11 protein-coding genes are annotated in these 16237 nt (G+C 62.3%); 6 read left to right on the top strand and 5 right to left on the bottom strand.

Features of this window, described 5'->3' with window-relative positions:
* Positions 1-38 precede the first annotated feature (38 nt).
* Entirely contained in the window at positions 39-608 is a 570-nt protein-coding gene (locus NPS47_RS03620) for a GNAT family N-acetyltransferase (RefSeq protein ID WP_274293733.1), read from the bottom strand.
* Between the two features lie 157 nt (positions 609-765).
* On the opposite strand from NPS47_RS03620, the gene NPS47_RS03615 reads away from it, so the two are divergent.
* Positions 766-1620 (top strand): helix-turn-helix domain-containing protein, encoded by an 855-nt coding sequence (locus NPS47_RS03615; RefSeq protein WP_274293732.1) that lies wholly within the window; start codon positions 766-768, stop codon positions 1618-1620.
* Between the two features lie 42 nt (positions 1621-1662).
* On the opposite strand, the gene NPS47_RS03610 is transcribed toward NPS47_RS03615, so the two are convergent.
* Entirely contained in the window at positions 1663-2361 is a 699-nt protein-coding gene (locus NPS47_RS03610; RefSeq protein ID WP_274293731.1) for a Crp/Fnr family transcriptional regulator, read from the bottom strand.
* Between the two features lie 103 nt (positions 2362-2464).
* Positions 2465-3208, bottom strand: a complete 744-nt coding sequence (locus NPS47_RS03605) for a Crp/Fnr family transcriptional regulator (RefSeq protein WP_274293730.1) — start codon at positions 3206-3208, stop codon at positions 2465-2467.
* 181 nt (positions 3209-3389) lie between these two features.
* Here NPS47_RS03605 and NPS47_RS03600 point away from each other — a divergent pair, with 181 nt between their 5' ends.
* Complete coding sequence (locus tag NPS47_RS03600; protein WP_274293729.1) at positions 3390-3569, top strand: hypothetical protein; 180 nt, start codon at positions 3390-3392, stop codon at positions 3567-3569.
* The gene (locus tag NPS47_RS03595) at positions 3566-3805 is read left to right on the top strand and encodes a hypothetical protein (protein WP_274293728.1); all 240 of its coding nucleotides are present in this window, start codon (positions 3566-3568) and stop codon (positions 3803-3805) included. Before NPS47_RS03600 ends, NPS47_RS03595 begins: the two co-directional genes overlap by 4 nt.
* Here NPS47_RS03595 and NPS47_RS03590 read toward each other — a convergent pair.
* Positions 3802-12444 carry a GH36-type glycosyl hydrolase domain-containing protein gene (locus NPS47_RS03590; protein WP_274293727.1) on the bottom strand — a complete coding sequence of 2881 codons (8643 nt, stop codon included), beginning with the start codon at positions 12442-12444 and terminating at the stop codon, positions 3802-3804. The two genes, NPS47_RS03595 and NPS47_RS03590, sit on opposite strands and share 4 nt — an antisense overlap.
* Before the next feature lie 155 nt (positions 12445-12599).
* On the opposite strand from NPS47_RS03590, the gene NPS47_RS03585 reads away from it, so the two are divergent.
* The 3 genes from NPS47_RS03585 to NPS47_RS03575 all read left to right on the top strand — a co-directional run bounded on the left by NPS47_RS03585 (position 12600) and on the right by NPS47_RS03575 (position 14849).
* A complete protein-coding gene (locus NPS47_RS03585; RefSeq protein ID WP_274293726.1) occupies positions 12600-13160 on the top strand; it encodes a lipid-binding SYLF domain-containing protein in 561 nt (186 codons plus the stop codon).
* 27 nt (positions 13161-13187) lie between these two features.
* The gene (locus NPS47_RS03580) at positions 13188-14066 is read left to right on the top strand and encodes a sensor histidine kinase (protein ID WP_274293725.1); all 879 of its coding nucleotides are present in this window, start codon (positions 13188-13190) and stop codon (positions 14064-14066) included.
* Between the two features lie 66 nt (positions 14067-14132).
* Entirely contained in the window at positions 14133-14849 is a 717-nt protein-coding gene (locus NPS47_RS03575) for a M50 family metallopeptidase (RefSeq protein WP_274293724.1), read from the top strand.
* Here the strand turns inward: NPS47_RS03575 and NPS47_RS03570 are convergent.
* A complete protein-coding gene (locus tag NPS47_RS03570) occupies positions 14776-15819 on the bottom strand; it encodes a hypothetical protein (protein ID WP_274293723.1) in 1044 nt (347 codons plus the stop codon). The genes NPS47_RS03575 and NPS47_RS03570 overlap by 74 nt on opposite strands.
* Positions 15820-16237: the final 418 nt, after the last annotated feature.

Raw genomic sequence — 16237 nt, 5'->3', positions numbered from 1 at the left:
TCGAAGTCTCTGTGCCGCACTGTATCGAAGTAGTGTAGTTAACGCAGCGCCGTGTATCCCGGTGGGAGCGTCTGCGCGAGCCACTGCTGGTCAGTGATGCAGCTTATGTGTTCAGTCCGATAGTCCTGGAGGAACGGGTTGTATTTGTTTTCTTCGCTGTGATGATGGCGGAAGCCACACTTCGATTGGGCTGCACAGGACTGGCTGTTGTCAGCAAAGTAGCCACACCATAACGCCTTGAGCTTCAGGGTTTCAAAGGCGTGTCGCATCACTTCTCGCACGGCTTCCGGAACAAGGCCTTTGCCCCAGTACGGGACACCGATCCAGTAGGCGATTTCGCCTTCCTGCTCACTGATCTCGAAGTTGCTGTTGCCACCGATGAGAATACCGACACAACCGACCGCACGGTGATTTTCCTTTAATTCGAGCGCATAGACCTCGGGGTGATTGAAGACGGTGCGGATGATCTCGGCGCTGTTCTCGACACTGGTGTGCACCGGCCAACCCGCGATGGGGCCCACTCGGTTGTCTTTGGCATATTCGTAGAGATCGGCGGCATCGGTGTCTTGCCAGGGGCGCAGCAACAGTCGTTGCGTTTCAAGTCTCATGTCCGGTACTCGGCTCTGGTTAGCTCGGGTGGGACAGCGTAGAGGCCGGTGTACCTTCGGTACATGCCAGAAGCTCGGCAGTTTCGGCACTTTTAGAAACTGCCTGGCCGATGGCTGATAAGCTTGTCGGCCTTTTTGGTTGCAGCGTTGAGACGCGATGCATCACATTCCGAAACTTAATGCGCCTGACGACCCGATACGGATGGGCGACACCACGCTGGCCGAAGGGCGAGGGCTGCCACTATGTTTCGGCCATGCCTACCTGACGTTGCTGGTGTGCCTGTCCGGGAGCGCCCGTTTCACCCTTAACTTCAAAGAGCGTGCGGTCAGGCGCGGTGATGTGCTGGTGGTGGCTGAAGACACGATTGCCTTGCTCAAGCGTCGTTCACGCCGATTCAGGGTATTTTTTTGCCTGATGCCCAAAAGCTTTGCGGCGGAGGTCGCCTACCAACTGCCCAACCCCTTGTTCGTATTTCTGCATGACCATCCTCATTGCGTTGTCGCCGAAGACGACCGGCCGCTGATCGAGGGGTGGCTGGCGCAGATGCGCGATATTGCGCAGTGCTGTCCGACCTACCGGCACATCATGCTGCGCAATCAGCTACAGAATCTCTTTCTGAAGATTGCCGAGCAACTTCCAGCCACGCCAACAGGGAGCATGGCATTCAGCCGCAAGGAAATGCTCAGTTGGCGTTTCTGGGCGTTGATCGGTAAAAACTGCCTGCAGCACCGAGAGGTGAAGTTCTATGCCGATGCGCTCAACATCACACCGTTCTACCTGTCTCAGCTAACCAAGGCGTTTTTCAATGACAGCCCCAAAGGTCTGATTGATCGGCAGGTGACCTTGGAGATCAAGGCGCTTCTTTCCTACAGCAACCTGGCTATTGGCCAGATAGCGGACGCGCTTAACTTCGCCGACGCGTCCTACTTGTGCCGCTATTTTAAACGTCAAACCGGGGTTTCGCTTTCCCGCTATCGCAGGCAGGAGCAGGCGCAGCGTACTCCTGCCTGAAACACCCGGGCTTTCTGCGCCACATTGCGTAGAGTCGATGCGTCAGGGCGCACTCGACGAAGCGCTGTAGCACAGGCATGAAGCTGCCTCCAGCCCCTTGCGGTCGAGGATCGTGATCTCGCCCCTGGTGTATTGAATCAGTCCCTGATTCTGTAGTAACCCGGCCGCTAGCGTCACACCGCTGCGACGTACCCCCAACATGTTTGCCAGACATTCATGGGTAAAGTGGAAGTGGTCGCCATGGGCACGGTCGTGGGTCATCAATAACCAGCGCGCCAGGCGCTGTTCGATGTCGTGAAAATGAATGCACGCCGCAGACTGGGCCAACTGCATGACCTGCAGGTGCAGGTAGTGATTGAGGGTGGTGCGCAGCGCGGGAATTTCGCTCAGCACGGCGTGCAACTGTAAACGGCTCAGGCGTAGACAACTGCCAGACGTATGCACCGAAGCCTGCATCGGCGCGGTCGGCACACCCAGGACCAGGCTGGCCCCCAGCATGCCTTCATTGCCGACCAGGCTGATTTCGAGAGGGTGGTGGTCGGGGAGCGTCGCCATCAGGCAGATGACAGCCGTGCGTGGGAAGTAGGCGTGTTCAATCGTGTGCCCAGGTACATACAGCACGCTGCCGGACAAGAGTTCAATGCACTCGCTTTGAGCGCCGATCCTGTCGCGATCGGCTGGCGGCAGACGCACAAGCAATTGGTTTTCTACCGTGAGAGGCCGGTTGACTGACACGTGCATTTCCTGCGGCACCGGGAATGTTGGGCAGGGTGACGACAGGTACCTTGCCGTCCTTAGCCACAGTGTGGGGGCTGCAGGGGTAGGAGTCTGTTCGCTAGAGCACCTAGCTGGCCAGTTCGCTGGGGGCGGGGCGAGCGGGTAAATAGGGCAGCAGCCGCTCGGTTTCCTTCTTCACCACGGCGTAGCATTCGCAACTGAGCAGTTCCAGGCGGGCCCTGTCCAGCACCTTGATATGCCCGCGACTGTATTCGATGATGCCCAGGCGCTGCAGCTTGCCAGCAGCGTCGGTGACCCCTTCGCGGCGAACCCCGAGCATGTTGGCGATCAGTTCCTGGGTCATGCACAGTTGGTCGCCTTGTAGACGGTCCAATGACAACAGCAACCAGCGGCACAGTTGCTGGTCGATGGAGTGATGACGGTTGCACACGGCGGTCTGCGCCATTTGGGTAATCAGCGCCTGGGTGTAGCGCAACATCAACAGTAGCAGCTCGCCATGGCGATTGAACTCGTCTTTCAGGCGTTGCCCCGGCAAGCGGTAGGCATAGCCGGCACTTTGCACAATCGCGCGGCTTGGCGTGCTTTCACCGCCCATGAACACCGCGATGCCGATCAGCCCTTCATTGCCGACCACGGAAATCTCCGCTGAAGCCCCGTTTTCCATGACATACAGCAGAGAGACGATGGAGTCGGTGGGAAAGTAGACGTGGCGCAAGGCATCGCCGGATTCGTAGAGTACTTTGCCCAAGGGCAGCGGGGCCAGCTCCAGATGCGGTTGCAGGCGCTCCAGCGCAGCGGGGGACAGCGCGGCCAGCAGGTGGTTGTGGCGTGGCTCGGGTGCAGCGTGCATATCTGCCACCGTGGGCGATTGAAGGGGCTGACACCCCAAGATTACTCCAATGCCGCGGGTGACGTCATTGCCTCGGACGGAGCGCTCGCCCTAAGCGGTCTGGCGCACCGACTTAACCCCACCGTTCGACGATGATCCAGAGAGAACGCAACCTTTGTTGCGGTGAAATGCGGAGTTCAGCATGAACAGGCACAACGATCCGAACCTGGTCCAGGGGCCAGGCAAACCGCTTGCCCGCCACCCTCAATCGCTGCCCATTCCGGGCGAGCATGTGTTCAACCGCGGGCAATCTGCCAATGAACCGCTGCCCTCCACCCAGAGCGGCAACGAACCTCCTCGTCGCGAGCGGCCACGGCCATGAGCCACGACTGGGATACGCCCATGAACCCGTTCTATTTCGTCATCGCTCGGGAGACCGGCAATGTGATCCGGGTGATCCAGCGCGACAGCCGCCCGGCCAACACCCGCACGCTGATTCACCGTAGTGCCTCAATCTGGCACCGTGACCGTTACGTCGACTTTTATGCATCCGGAACAAACCTTATCCACGCTTCCCTGGTGCTGGATGACTTCAGCAACAGCGAACTGGAGACCTAAGGTACCGGTACAACGCACGCCTGGTGCCGGGCAATCACGCTGTGTTGCTGACCATCATCCTGCAACTGCAACCACGGCTCGCTGAGTGTTACTCCATCAAGGCTCAACCGCACTTCGTCACCTTCGCCATTGATCACCTCGATGTGATAGCAGGTAGCACCAAATCGATAGTGGAGGAGGTAACCCGGCCAGTCAGCCGGTAACAATGGCTGGATGCGCAAGGTGTCGCCAGTACGTTGTAGCCCCAGCAGTTCCTCGACGATCAGGCGGTACATCCAGCCGGCGGAGCCGGTGTACCAGCTCCAGCCACCTCGCCCGGCATGGGGGGATACGGCATAGACATCGGCGGCCATCACGTAGGGCTCGACCTTGTAGGTGTCGATCAACCCTTCAGCGCCCTGGCGCACCGGATTGATCAGACGCAACAGCTCCCAGGCCCTGGCCCTGTCGCCCAAACGGGCGAAGGCCATGCTCGCCCATACCGCGGCGTGGCTGTATTGCCCGCCATTTTCGCGCACCCCCGGCACATACCCTTTGATGTAGCCAGGGTCGAGCGAGCCAGTGTCGAATGGTGGATCCAGCAGTTGCACAATGCCGATATCGCGGCGTACCAGGTAATGGTCCACAGCGTTCATGGCCGTGCGGCTGCGTTGCGCCGGGGCGGCCCGGGACAACACGGCCCAGCTCTGGGCGATGGAATCGATCCGGCACTCCTGGTTGCTCGCCGAGCCTAGCAACTGACCATCATCGAACCAGGCGCGGCGGTACCAGCCGCCGTCCCAGGCATGCGCCTCGAGGTTGGCCGCCAGGGTCTGCGCCTGCCGGGTGCAGTGCAAGGCGAATTCACCATCAGCGTGGTGCTGGGCGGTACGGGCGAATTGCTGCAGCACCTCGATGCCGAAGAAACCCAGCCAGACACTTTCGCCCAGCCCCTGTTCACCGACCCGGTTCATACCGTCGTTCCAGTCGCCGCTGCCGATCAGCGGCAAGCCATGACTTCCGCATTTGAGTCCCTGGCCCAGGGCGCGCTGGCAATGTTGGTAGAGGCTCTCGACCAACGGCGAGCGGCCGGGCAGGTCGTAGTAAGACTCCTCGCCGGGATTGAGCGGGCGGCCTTCGAGGTAGCCGACCGGTTCGTCCAGCACGCTGCTGTCGCCGGTCACCTGCAGGTAACGGCTGGTGGCCAGTGGCAGCCACAGCAGGTCATCGGAGCAGCGGGTGCGCACCCCGCGCTGCAGCGGTGGATGCCACCAGTGCTGCACGTCGCCTTCGGCATACTGATGGCCAGCGCACACCAGCAAGTGCTGACGCGCGCTCGCCGGGTCGGCGTGGAGCATGGCCATGCTGTCTTGCAACTGGTCACGAAAGCCGATGGCACCACCGGATTGATAGAAACCGCTGCGCGCCTGGAAGCGGCAGGCAATCACCTGGTACATCAACCAGCCGTTGGCCAGCACGTCCAGCGCCGGCTCCGGGGTTTCGATGCGCACGCTGTCCAGGGTATGACGCCAGTGCGCTCGCACCCGATCCAGCTCTACTGCAGCCGCTCTGAGGCCGCGGTACTGCTGGACACGCCGGGTGGCAGCGGTGGCGTCCTGCTCAGCGCCCAGACGGAACACCACTTCAGTACTTTCGCCAGCGCCGAGGGTCAAGCCGACTTGCAGCGCCGCGCAGGGGTCGAGCCCGCCACCGGTTCGGCCGGACAACCGCACCCGGCGCAAGGCGGCTGGCGCCTGCAAGGTGCCGTTGCGCCCGAGAAACTCGCTGCGGTCGCAGGTGATGCTGCGGTAGGGCAGATCGCTGTCGAGAAACGCCACCCGCTCGGAAAACTCGATGGAATAGGCGTTGCGTGCAAACAGTGCACCGCTGAAGGGGTCGGCTTCACTGACCACGTGCATGGCCGACTTGCTGCGCAGGTCGCCCAGAACCCATTCGACAAAACAGGTTGCCGACAGCCGCCGCGCCCGTCCGCTGGTGTTGGTGACCTTGAGCCGGGAGAATTTGACCGGCGCGTCCAGCGCGACAAACACCCACAGCTCACTGCTCAGATCGTCGTCGGCATACTCGAAGACGCTGTAGCCAAAGCCATGCCGGGTTCGATAAGTGCCTGGTCCCGGGCAAGGTTGCGGGGTCGGCGACCAGAATTGCCCACTGTCCTCGTCGCGCAGGTACAAGGCTTCGCCACTGGGATCGCTGACCGGGTCGTTGTGCCAGGGTGTGAGCCGGAACTCGTGCGCATTCTCACTCCAGGTGTAGGCGCTGCCAGCTTCCGAGACGATGCTGCCGAACTGCGGATTGGCCAACACATTGATCCACGGCGCCGGCGTCGGCCGACCGGGGATATGCGTCATGATGTACTCGCTGCCATCGGCACTGAAGCCGCCATAGGGGTTGGCGAGTTGCAGGGCCGGCTGGCGCACCTGTCTTGGCGTTGCAGCAGCCGGCTCAGTGTAGGTGGGGGACGGTTCGAAGGCCGCCAGCAAGGGCTCGGCACGGCGCCGGTGCAATTGCTCGGCAAGGCTGCCGTGGCTGTCGTTGAGCACCAGCCGCGCCGCTGCGAGCATCAAGGTGCGGTCCTCGCCGGACAGCTGTTGCGCCGGGCGTACGAACAGGCCGCCGGGGTGATCGAGCAGGGCGGCTTCGCTGCCGGAGGTCACCACGCCCATGATCAGCTCCTGCAGTTGCTGGCGGTAACCGGCCTGGTCTTCGTTCCAGATCACCAGATCGACCACCAGACCTTTTTGCCGCCAGTAGGCATGGGCGTTGACCATCTGTTTGACCAACTGGATATTGCCGGGGTCGCTGATCTGCACCAGCACGATCGGCAGATCACCGGAAATCGCCTGGCCCCAGAGACCGGACTGATTGCGTCGATTACTGGCCAGCAGGGCGCTGTTGGCCCGCAGGGTGGCGTTGGCGTAGATCACCGAGGCTGCCATTTGCTCGTACAGCCGCGCATCGACCAGAGAACCGTTGAGCTGACGCAGCAGCACCTGGCTGTGGGTCCAGGCCAGGTCAAAGACCCGGTCGGCCAGATGCCGGTCGCGGTATTTGGCAATCTGCTGCAGGCAGGCTTCGCGGCTGCCGGCTACGCCGGTAACCAGGTCGATGGTTGCCGTTTGCCCGGGTTCCAGGCTGATACGGCAACGGATCGAGACGATCGGGTCGAGCACCGCCCCGGCGCTGCCGCTTAGCTGCACATGCTCAGGCGTCAGGGCCTCCGGGTCGACCAGGGTCCGGCCGCGGCCGATGAAGCGGGCGCGATCGGTTTCATAGGAAATGGCATCGATGTCGACGCCATGGGCGGCCAGCAGATGACACATCCACGGCGCGGCTTCCTGCTGCGAACGCGGGCGGCGGCTACAGACGATCGCCTGCAGCGCCGGTAGCAGTTCGGTCTGCACAAACAGCTTGCTGAAGGCCGGGTGCAGGGCATCGCTGATGGCCGACGCCAGTACCACCTCGGCGTAACTGGTCAGCTCCAGGGTGCGGCGACTGTCATGATGATTGGTCAGGTGCAGGCGGCGCAGCTCGATGTCGTCCTCGGGCGATACGACGATCTCGGTGTGGCAATCGAAGTCCAGTTCGCGCACCCGGAACTCGGCCCGGGCATCGCTGAAAATCGCCTCCTGACTCTTGGGCTTGTGCAGGGTCGGCTGATGGGCGGTAGACCAGTAGACACCACTGTCCACGTCGCGCAGATAACAGAATATTCCCAGGTTGTCGCAGGCAACATCCTCACGCCAACGCGTCACCGCCAGGTCGTTGCAACGGCTGTAGCCGCCGCCAGCGTTGTTGACCATCACGTGGTAGCGGCCGTTGGAGAGCAACTGTACCGCTGGGCGCCGCCGGTCCGGCTCGGTGAACACTCGCAAGCGGGTCTCGTTGGCCTTGGCGGCCTCATCGGTGGGCGGCGCCTGGGAGGCATGCAGGTATTGCGCCGCAGTTTTCGGCACGCGTTCCTGCAGCAACAGGACACTGGCCTGAAACTGCGGATCGGATTCAAAGCGTCGCTGCATCGGCTTGTCCAGCAGCAGCGAGGTCAGGGCGAGAAAGCTCATGCCCTGATGATGTGCCATGAACGAGCGCACGATCACTGCGCTTTGCCCCGGCGGCAGCCGCGCCTGGCTGTAGTCCACCGCCTCGTAAAGCCCGAAACGTCCGCTCAGGCCCTGTGCAGCCAGAAGCTGCAGGTTTTCGCAGGCGGCAGTCGGGGCTACCATCAGGGCCAGGGCGCTGGCGTAAGGCGCCACCACCCGGTCTTCGCCCAGGCCACGCTTGAGGCCCAGGCCCGGTACGCCGAAGGCGCGGTACTGATAATTGAAATGGGCATCGAGGGCGTTATAAGCCGACTCGGACACCCCCCAGGCAATACCCAACTGATTGCCATAATCGATCTGCCGGGTAACGGCGGCCTGGCAGGTCTGGTCGAGCAGGGTGCCGTCGTAGCTGGGCATCACCAGCATAGGCATCAGGTACTCGAACATCGAGCCTGACCAGGACAGCAGCACCGGCACCCCGGCATTGCTGGTGAGCAGGCGGCCGAGGGCAAACCAGCTGTCCTGCGGCACCTGGCCCTGGGCGATCAGCACAAAGTTGGTCAGGCGCATCTCCGAGGCGAGCAAGTCATAGAAGGCCGCATCGAGGCGGTGCTCGTCGGCGTTGTAGCCAATCACGAACAGTTCGCGCTGGGTGTCATACAGGAACCTGAAGTCCATCTGCGCAATCGCTGCAATCTGGCTGGCCAGGCGCGAGCAGGTGGCCATACGTTCCAGGGCCAGCGCTTTGACCGTGGCGACAGCAGCCTGGTCGGCCGGGAGCCAATCACCAACCTGCAATTGCACCAACTGCCGCCAGCTCTGTGGCGTTCGCAGCTCGGCGTCAGCGCCAGGTGGTAGCCGAAAACGCAGGATTTCGGCTTGCAGATCCAGACTCTGCGCGTGCAGGGCCTGACGCCAGAAATCGGCTTCGCTGTCCGCGGCGTCGGCAGCGGACACGGGGCTGGACAGGGCAACGGCACGCTGCAGCAGTTCAAGTAACTGTGATGTGCGATCCGGGGCGTCGGTTGGCAGTTGCTGCAGTTGCACGGTGTCGCGGTGCAGGGACTGCACCTCGTTAGCGTTCGCGCCTGCTCCCTCCAGCGCGTGCAGCCACACGTCCAGCGTATCGACAAGTCCGCGTGTCAGTCGTGCATCGTGCAAGGGGGCGTCGGCCAGCCCCAGCAAGCCGGGCTTCAACGTCAACAGCAGCGCCACCAGATTGCCGCTGTCCACGGTCGATACATACAAGGGCGACAGAGGCTTGCGGGTCTGGGTGTCGTACCAGTTGTAAAAGTGGCCCTGGTAGCGTTCAAGGCTGCTCATGCTGTCGAGCATCAGCGCCAGGCGCTCAAGCAACCGCTCGGCGCTGAGGTAGCCGAAATCTTGTGCGGCCAGGTGCGAGAGCAACGCCATGCCCATGTTGGTCGGCGAGGTACGGTGGGCGACGCTGGCATAGGGCGCCCCCTGGATGTTGTCGGGTGGCAGCCAGTTATCTTCAGGGCCCAGGTAGCGATCGAAAAAGGCCCAGTTGCGGCGTGCCAGACGATGCAGGAAGGCCAGATCCGCAGTCGAAGGGTTGAAGGCGACGCCGGCGCTTGTGCGGCTGAGCCACCAGGCGAGTGCCGGGCTGGCCAGCCAGAGCAGCAGAACCGGCGAGGCGACGAGCAGCACCAGGGGATTGAACGACAACAGGCCGACCAGTAGCAGCGCCAGCGCCGGCGCGATCCACAGGCCTCGATACAAACCATACAAGTCGTTGACGCTGCTGCGCTCGACTTCGCGCGACGGGCTCCACTGCAGCAAACGCCGCTTGCTGACAAACATGCGCCAGAGGGTGCGGGCGATCGCATCCAGGCTGTAATAGGCTTCGAAGGGTAGCCACGCCAGGGCCAGGCCGGCGCGCAGAAAGTGCAGGGCCGAACTGCGTAATGCCGCCGCAAGATGCTGGTGCAGCGGCACTTCGAGGGTTTTTGCGCGTAGTTCCAGCAGCGAGCTCAGCAGCGGCTGGAACAGTAACAGCACCAGCACCGCGAGCATCCACAGCAACGGCGCCGATGACGCTAGCCAGCCCCACAGCAGCACCGACAGAAAGGCCGCCGGCTCAAGACTGCGGCGCAGGTTGTCAAAGATTTTCCAGCGCGAGAGGGCGCTCAGGCGCTGGCAGGCCTGCCCGTCAGCGGCGGGTGAAGTCCACGGCAGCAGCCAGGGAAGCAATTGCCAGTCACCGCGTATCCAGCGGTGGCGGCGTTTGACGTCTGCGCTGTAGTGCGCCGGATACGCCTCGAACAGTTCGACATCGCTGAGCAGCCCCGAGCGGGCATAGCAGCCCTCGATCAGGTCATGGCTGAGAATGCGGTTTTCGGCAAAACAGCCGTCCAGCGCCTGTTCAAAGGCGTCGACGCTGTAGATGCCTTTGCCAATGAACGAGCCTTGCAGAAACAGGTCTTGATAAACGTCGGATACCGCCCGGGTGTAGGGGTCGACGCCGGCATCGCTGCCGAACAGCCGGGCATAGGCCGAGCGCGAGGCGCTGGGCAGACTGATGCCTACCCGCGGCTGCAAAATGGCGTAACCGGCGCTGATACGCCCGCTTTGCGCATCGAGCCGAGGACGGTTCAACGGGTGTTGCAGGGCGCCGATGAACTGCCGCGCCGCATCGCGAGGCAGTTGGGTATCGGTGTCCAGGGTAATCACGTATTGAACGTCGTGCAGTTTGCTGACATCGCCGACGATCAGCATAAAGCGATCCTGGCCCCGGTTGCGTAGCACGGCATTCAGTTCGGCGAGTTTGCCGCGTTTACGCTCATAGCCCATCCACACCTGCTCGACTGCGTTCCAGCGTCTTGGCCGATGCAGCAGGAAAAACCGTTCGGCGCCGTCAGCCGGGTATTTATGGTTCAGGGCTTCGACCTGCTCGGCAGCCAGCTGCAGTAACGCGTCATCTTCGGGTAGCGACTCCTGCGCAGCGTCAATGAAATCACTGAGCAGCGCGAAGTGCAGGTGCTCGTCGCGGTTGGCCAGAAAGCGTACTTCCAGGCCCTCGACCAGTTCCTCGACATCAGTGGCGCTGGCCATCAGGCAAGGGATCGCCACCAGGCTGCGGGCCTGGGCGGGAATTCCTTGCCGATAGTCCAGGCGCGGCAGAAAGCACGGCACCACGGTCAGCGTCACCAGCCAGTTGACCAGGCCGATGGCCAGGCGGCTGGTCATCAGCAGCACGGGGACGGCGAGCGCTGCCAGAGCGGGTGTGGACCAGCCATCGTGGTAGATCGCCCGGAGGAAGACCCCGGCAAAGATCAACGAGAGCAGCAGCACAGGGCCCAGGTAGAACGTCAGTGGCGCCTTGCGCAACAGCCGTTGCCAGCGTTCGCCAAGCGCCACGGTGGCGCTCAGGCGCTGTTCCAGTTGCGCCAGCCCCGGCCCGATCAGGTAGAAACCTACATGATCGACTGGCTCTTGCAGGGCGGCGGAGGGGGAACTGGCCAGCTCGATGGCAACCTGGGCGATGTCCGCTTCGCTGTGCGCACAGTGGCGTGCCAGACGTTCGACGACATGGCGATAATGATCGCGGCTGGCAAAGTCCATGGCCGGATAGACCGCTGCCGGGTCTTGCCTCAGGGTCCGTTCGACATGGCTCATGTGCTCGACGAACGCCTGCCAGTCGCTGGTCGACAGCATGCGCAGACTACCGATGCTGTTGCTGATCGATACCTGGTCTGCCGCCTGCTGCTGCGCATCGAGGTTCACCTGACGCTCGATATTGAGCCCGGACTCGGCGAGCATCTGCTCGACCCACGCCAGTGGCTGGCTGAGTGTGGCACTCTGGCCCTGCAGGCGCCGGGCCAGTTCGGCGACGAATCCAGCCGTCATCGGTGGCTCGGAACGGGCCATGTCAGCGACCACCAACACCACATTCTTGACGTCGCGCTCAGCGATTTCGCTGAGACGATCGGCCCAGTCGTTAGCCAGGTTGCGGTCGCCCCAGTTGGCCATGACCCGCGCGGCGACGCGCCGCAGGTTCTCGATCAGGGCCAGGCGCAACATGATCGGAATCGCCCACAACTCGCCCAGGGTCAGCGGGGTCACCGTCTGATAGGCCTCGACGAAGCGGCTCAGGCTCTCGCTGTCGACGCGGCCATCGCCATGGGCGATGGTCTCCAGGGCGATGTCATATACACGCGGCAAGTTGCTGGACGGGCCGTTGGCCAGGCGCGGCAGCTCGCGGCTGTAGCCAGCCGGCAAGTGCGACTTGGCGAGTCGGATGTGCGCTTCGACCAGGTAGTAATTGTCCAGTAGCCATTCTGCCGCCGGCGTCACCCTGCCGGAGCCGGGCAGGGCAGTGGCGAACGCGGCACAGGTGGTGGCGAGGGTAGCTTCGTTGTCTGCCAGGCGGGCGAGCAGGGTATCGGCGGCCGACAGTGGACTGAGGCGGTGCTGGCCGGCCAGCAAGGTACCGTGTTCGGCCATCTGTTCGGCGCTGAACAGCTCCGAGCGCAGCAGGCTTTCGTACTCGAACCTGCGCGGGCCAGGGTGCCAGCGGCGCAGGAGGGACCACAGCCGTTGAAACGATGCACGGGCGCGTGGCCAAGGGTTATCCATAGTGTCCTTGCTCAACGAAGTCGGGCTGGACAGTCAGTTTGCCGAGGCCTCGCGCCGGGGTCTGTTCGGTAGCGAACAGACGTGTTTCACCGTTGCGCCCACCCTAGAACCTGTCATCTACAGTCAGCCGGCACACGCCGGTGCCGGAGTGCGCCATGAAACCGTCATTGAGCCCCTTTCTCGCCATCTCGCTGATGGCGCTGTTGCTGCTGGGTACGGGCCTGCACAACACAGCCAGTGCCGCCACTGCAGAGGATCTGGACAAGGACGCCCGGCAGGCGTTGCAGATTCTCTACAAGGCCTATCCGTCGGCCGAAAACCTCTCACACAGCGCCAAAGCGGTGCTGGTTTTCCCCAACGTGGTCAAGGCCGGGCTGGTGTTTGGTGGCAGCTATGGGGAAGGCGTCTTGTACAAGGGCAAGCACGTGGATGGCTATTACAACTCGGTCAGCGGCTCCTGGGGACTGCAAGCCGGGGCCCAGTCCTATGGCTATGCAGTGTTTCTGATGACCGACAAGGCCCTGAAATATGTTCAGGACACCAAAGGCTGGGAGGTAGGCGTCGGACCTACGGTGGTGCTGGTGGACCAAGGCGCTGCGAAGAACCTTTCGAGCTCGACGCTCAAGCATGACGCCTACGCCTTTGTCTTCGACCAGCAAGGGTTGATGGCGGGGATCAGTATCGAAGGCACCAAAATTTCGTTGATAAAACGGTAACTTTTCCAGATCGCCGGAGGTTGCCGCTTGAACCTCCTCTTGGGCCGCACAACCATGCTCAACCAAAGTAAATTCAGTCCTGCAGCAGAGTTGTCCTGCGGTACGCACGCCAAGGGCGTCGTTCATGTGGTGGCGCTTTTCAAGGCTGCGGATCGGCAGCCCCAGCGATCCAGAGAGATCGCGGCGGGCAAGCTCCGTATTGCCTACGCTGCCGCCGAAGACCGGGCGCTGTTTGCTGAGCAGATGATCGGCATTGTCAGTCACGATTTACGCAATCCGCTTTCAGCCATAGGCATGGCGGCTGAAATGCTGTCACGTCGCGATCATGACCCCAAGACAATGCAGATGCTGGGCCATATCAGGCATTCAGCCGCGCGTGCCCAGCGACTGGTTGCTGACCTGCTGGACTTTACCCTGGTCCAGGTAGGGCGCGGGATTACCGTGGTTTGCGCGCCGTTAAGCTTCCACGAGGTGGTTGCGGACTGCCTTGAAGAAAACCGGCTTTCCTTCCCCACGAGCAATCTGGTCCATACCCATAGCGGCATGGGGGCGTTTTCTGCCGACAGTGACCGGCTGTACCAGCTGGTGGGCAATCTGGTGGCCAACGCTATTGCCTATGGCGCCGAGGGTTCAACCGTCACGGTGTCTACCTATATTGAGAACGACACTGTGACCCTGTCCGTGCACAACCTCGGGACACCGATTCCGGCAGCGCTGCTGAACAACCTGTTCGAGCCAATGATTCGCGGCAGCCATGACAATGCCGGGCTACGCAGCGTCGGGCTCGGGCTGTTCATCGTGCGTGAGATCGTCAGGGCGCATTATGGTGAGATTACGGTCAGCTCCACCACGGCGTTGGGGACCCGGTTTATTGCGACCTTCCCGAGGCTAGGGACAAAACCTTGAGTTTCGGCACGCAAAGGTCCTTGTCTGATCAATGAAAATTGCTGTGGGTCCAGAACCGGTGTTTCAATGCGCGGCCTGCTGTGCCAGGTACGCCAGCGCGGGCCGTTTATTAAGGACTGGATAATGCTGCTCAGAGGGATACACCGGCTGTTGGTACTGCTGCAACTGCTCATCGGCGCCGCGGGTTTTGTCCTGCCGGCGCTGATCCTCGGCGCAGGGATCGATGTCGGCTTGCAGCCGTTTTCAGCCATGTTCATGGTCTTTATCCTTGGCGTGATCAGCCTCTGCGTGCACGAAGGCGGGCATTACCTGGGCGCCAGATGGTGTGGTATGACGGTGTTGTCGGTGCGGGTGCTGGCCTTGGAGGTGCAACCGCTGCGCCAGGGCTGGAAGGTGCGCTGGTCGCGCCGCGCCAAAGGCCAGCCAGTGGGCGGCCATGTCATGGCGGCGCATGCCCCGCAGCAGCCATTGCGGCGGACAATGCTGGTGTTCACGCTGATGGGGCCGTTGCTCAACCTGTTGGTCGCGGGCCTGTGTCTGGCGCTTTTTGCGCTGCTCGGCGGCCAATTCGCAGCGCTGATGCTGGCGCTTGGAGTGTGCAATCTGAGCACCGGGCTGGCCAATTTGCTGCCCACGGTGGCTGCGGGGCGAGTCAGTGATGGGGCAGCGTTTCTGGCCTGGCTCTGCAAACCTGACGAACAGGCGTTACTCACGGCACCTGCAGACTCGGCAGCGCCGCCCGACCTTGAGCCGACAGCACCGGTTCAAGCTGACCCCAACTGAAGGTCAAGTCCACATCACAGCCATCGCCAATGGGCTGGTTGGCCAGACGCATGCCCTGGGTATCGAAACTCAGGTCGTAGGACTCGTAGCTCGCCACGTCGGGGCATTCACTGTCTTCTGTGGCCTGGGTCTGAGGCTGGGCCTTGAGCCAGCTGGCAAAATTTTTCGGCAGTTTGACCTGCCCGGAGTAGGGGCTGTACCACTTAAAACCTGTACCGATCCAGGTCCAGGGATCGACGCTGTCACCGGTCTGCAGGTTCCAGGTGTGAAAGCCCCAACTGATGCCGCCACGACCAAAGCCTGCGGCCCAGCGGTAAAACCTGACGGTGAGCCACTGGGACGACCAGTACGTAGGGTCAACGCTGATCTCGCTGGTGTAGGCGGCGCCGCTGCGGCCGAGGAAGTCGCGTCGTTCAGCGAAGAACATCGCCTGGCCCTCGGGGCTGGCGGCGAGGTGAGCCAGTTGTTGATTGATCTTGCGGATTGCCGGGCTGTCACCCTCCAGCTTGAGGGTGACCTGGGCGCCTTGGGTCCTGACCTGATAGGCGTGCTCGCCGAAGGCTTTTTTCTCGACCTTGACCGGCAGCGGTGCGGCCTCCATCGGCGCGTTGTAAGCGTCGCCACCACAGCCTTCGGCACTTGTGCGCGTAAGCATCAGGGGTAACGGGGTAGCGCCTGCGGCCTTGCTCCAGGTGCCGGTCAGCGTATCGCCTTGCGGGGCATCCAGTTGCCAGAACCCGGTGTTGCCGTCTTCGGCCCAGGGTTCGCTGGCCTTTTCCCGGGTCAGCTGGATCGGTGTGAGGAAGCGCTGGTAGTAGTAGCTGCCGTTGCTGTCGGGGGCGGCGTTGAAACAGGCGGTGATCGCGGTCTTGCCGAGGGTGCCTTGCCAGACGCCGGCAAGGTCGATGGGCGCGGCGTTGGCGTAGCCAGTAGCGCAAGCGAGGGTCAATGCGGCCAAGGGCTTGAGCATGCGGATCGGACTTCCAGATGTCTGACGGGCGGCCATCATAGCCGATGGCCAAGGCTATCGCTCAATCAGCTGGTTGCGAGGAGCCACTGTCTGTCACCGGCTTATTTGTGGGAGCCGGCCTTGCCGGCGATGGGGCGCGTAGCGGTCCTGGCCCGGCTGTGCCGGGCATCGCCAGCAATGCTGGCTCACAGGTTGATCCAGCCGGTGGGAGTGGGCTTGAGTCACTCGCCAACGCAAGACCAGAAAATACAGATGCAGTTTAGGAAGCGTCTGACATCTATTTTTTGTCGCTCTTGGTAGCGTTTCCGGGTGTTTACGCCCGCTCAGGCACAATTTCGCTTGGGTGTTGCGTGGTTTCTCTCCCCTCCGTTTAAGGACAAACGCATGTTCGCACCGGCCAATAGCGTGCAGTTCGAAT

It is taken from the genome of Pseudomonas putida (assembly GCF_028682475.1).
Lineage (GTDB): Bacteria > Pseudomonadota > Gammaproteobacteria > Pseudomonadales > Pseudomonadaceae > Aquipseudomonas > Aquipseudomonas putida_AG.
The sequence above is the reverse complement of the archived record's forward strand: the minus strand, read 5'-3'. Positions and strand labels throughout refer to the sequence as shown.

Excerpts from the sequence above, each read along its gene's own strand:
- NPS47_RS03620 (WP_274293733.1), bottom strand. The coding sequence starts at position 608 with ATGAGACTTGAAACGCAACGACTGTTGCTGCGCCCCTGGCAAGACACC.
- NPS47_RS03615 (WP_274293732.1), top strand. The coding sequence starts at position 766 with ATGCATCACATTCCGAAACTTAATGCGCCTGACGACCCGATACGGATG.
- NPS47_RS03610 (WP_274293731.1), bottom strand. The coding sequence starts at position 2,361 with ATGCACGTGTCAGTCAACCGGCCTCTCACGGTAGAAAACCAATTGCTT.
- NPS47_RS03605 (WP_274293730.1), bottom strand. The coding sequence starts at position 3,208 with ATGCACGCTGCACCCGAGCCACGCCACAACCACCTGCTGGCCGCGCTG.
- NPS47_RS03600 (WP_274293729.1), top strand. The coding sequence starts at position 3,390 with ATGAACAGGCACAACGATCCGAACCTGGTCCAGGGGCCAGGCAAACCG.
- NPS47_RS03595 (WP_274293728.1), top strand. The coding sequence starts at position 3,566 with ATGAGCCACGACTGGGATACGCCCATGAACCCGTTCTATTTCGTCATC.
- NPS47_RS03590 (WP_274293727.1), bottom strand. The coding sequence starts at position 12,444 with ATGGATAACCCTTGGCCACGCGCCCGTGCATCGTTTCAACGGCTGTGG.
- NPS47_RS03585 (WP_274293726.1), top strand. The coding sequence starts at position 12,600 with ATGAAACCGTCATTGAGCCCCTTTCTCGCCATCTCGCTGATGGCGCTG.
- NPS47_RS03575 (WP_274293724.1), top strand. The coding sequence starts at position 14,133 with ATGCGCGGCCTGCTGTGCCAGGTACGCCAGCGCGGGCCGTTTATTAAG.
- NPS47_RS03570 (WP_274293723.1), bottom strand. The coding sequence starts at position 15,819 with ATGCTCAAGCCCTTGGCCGCATTGACCCTCGCTTGCGCTACTGGCTAC.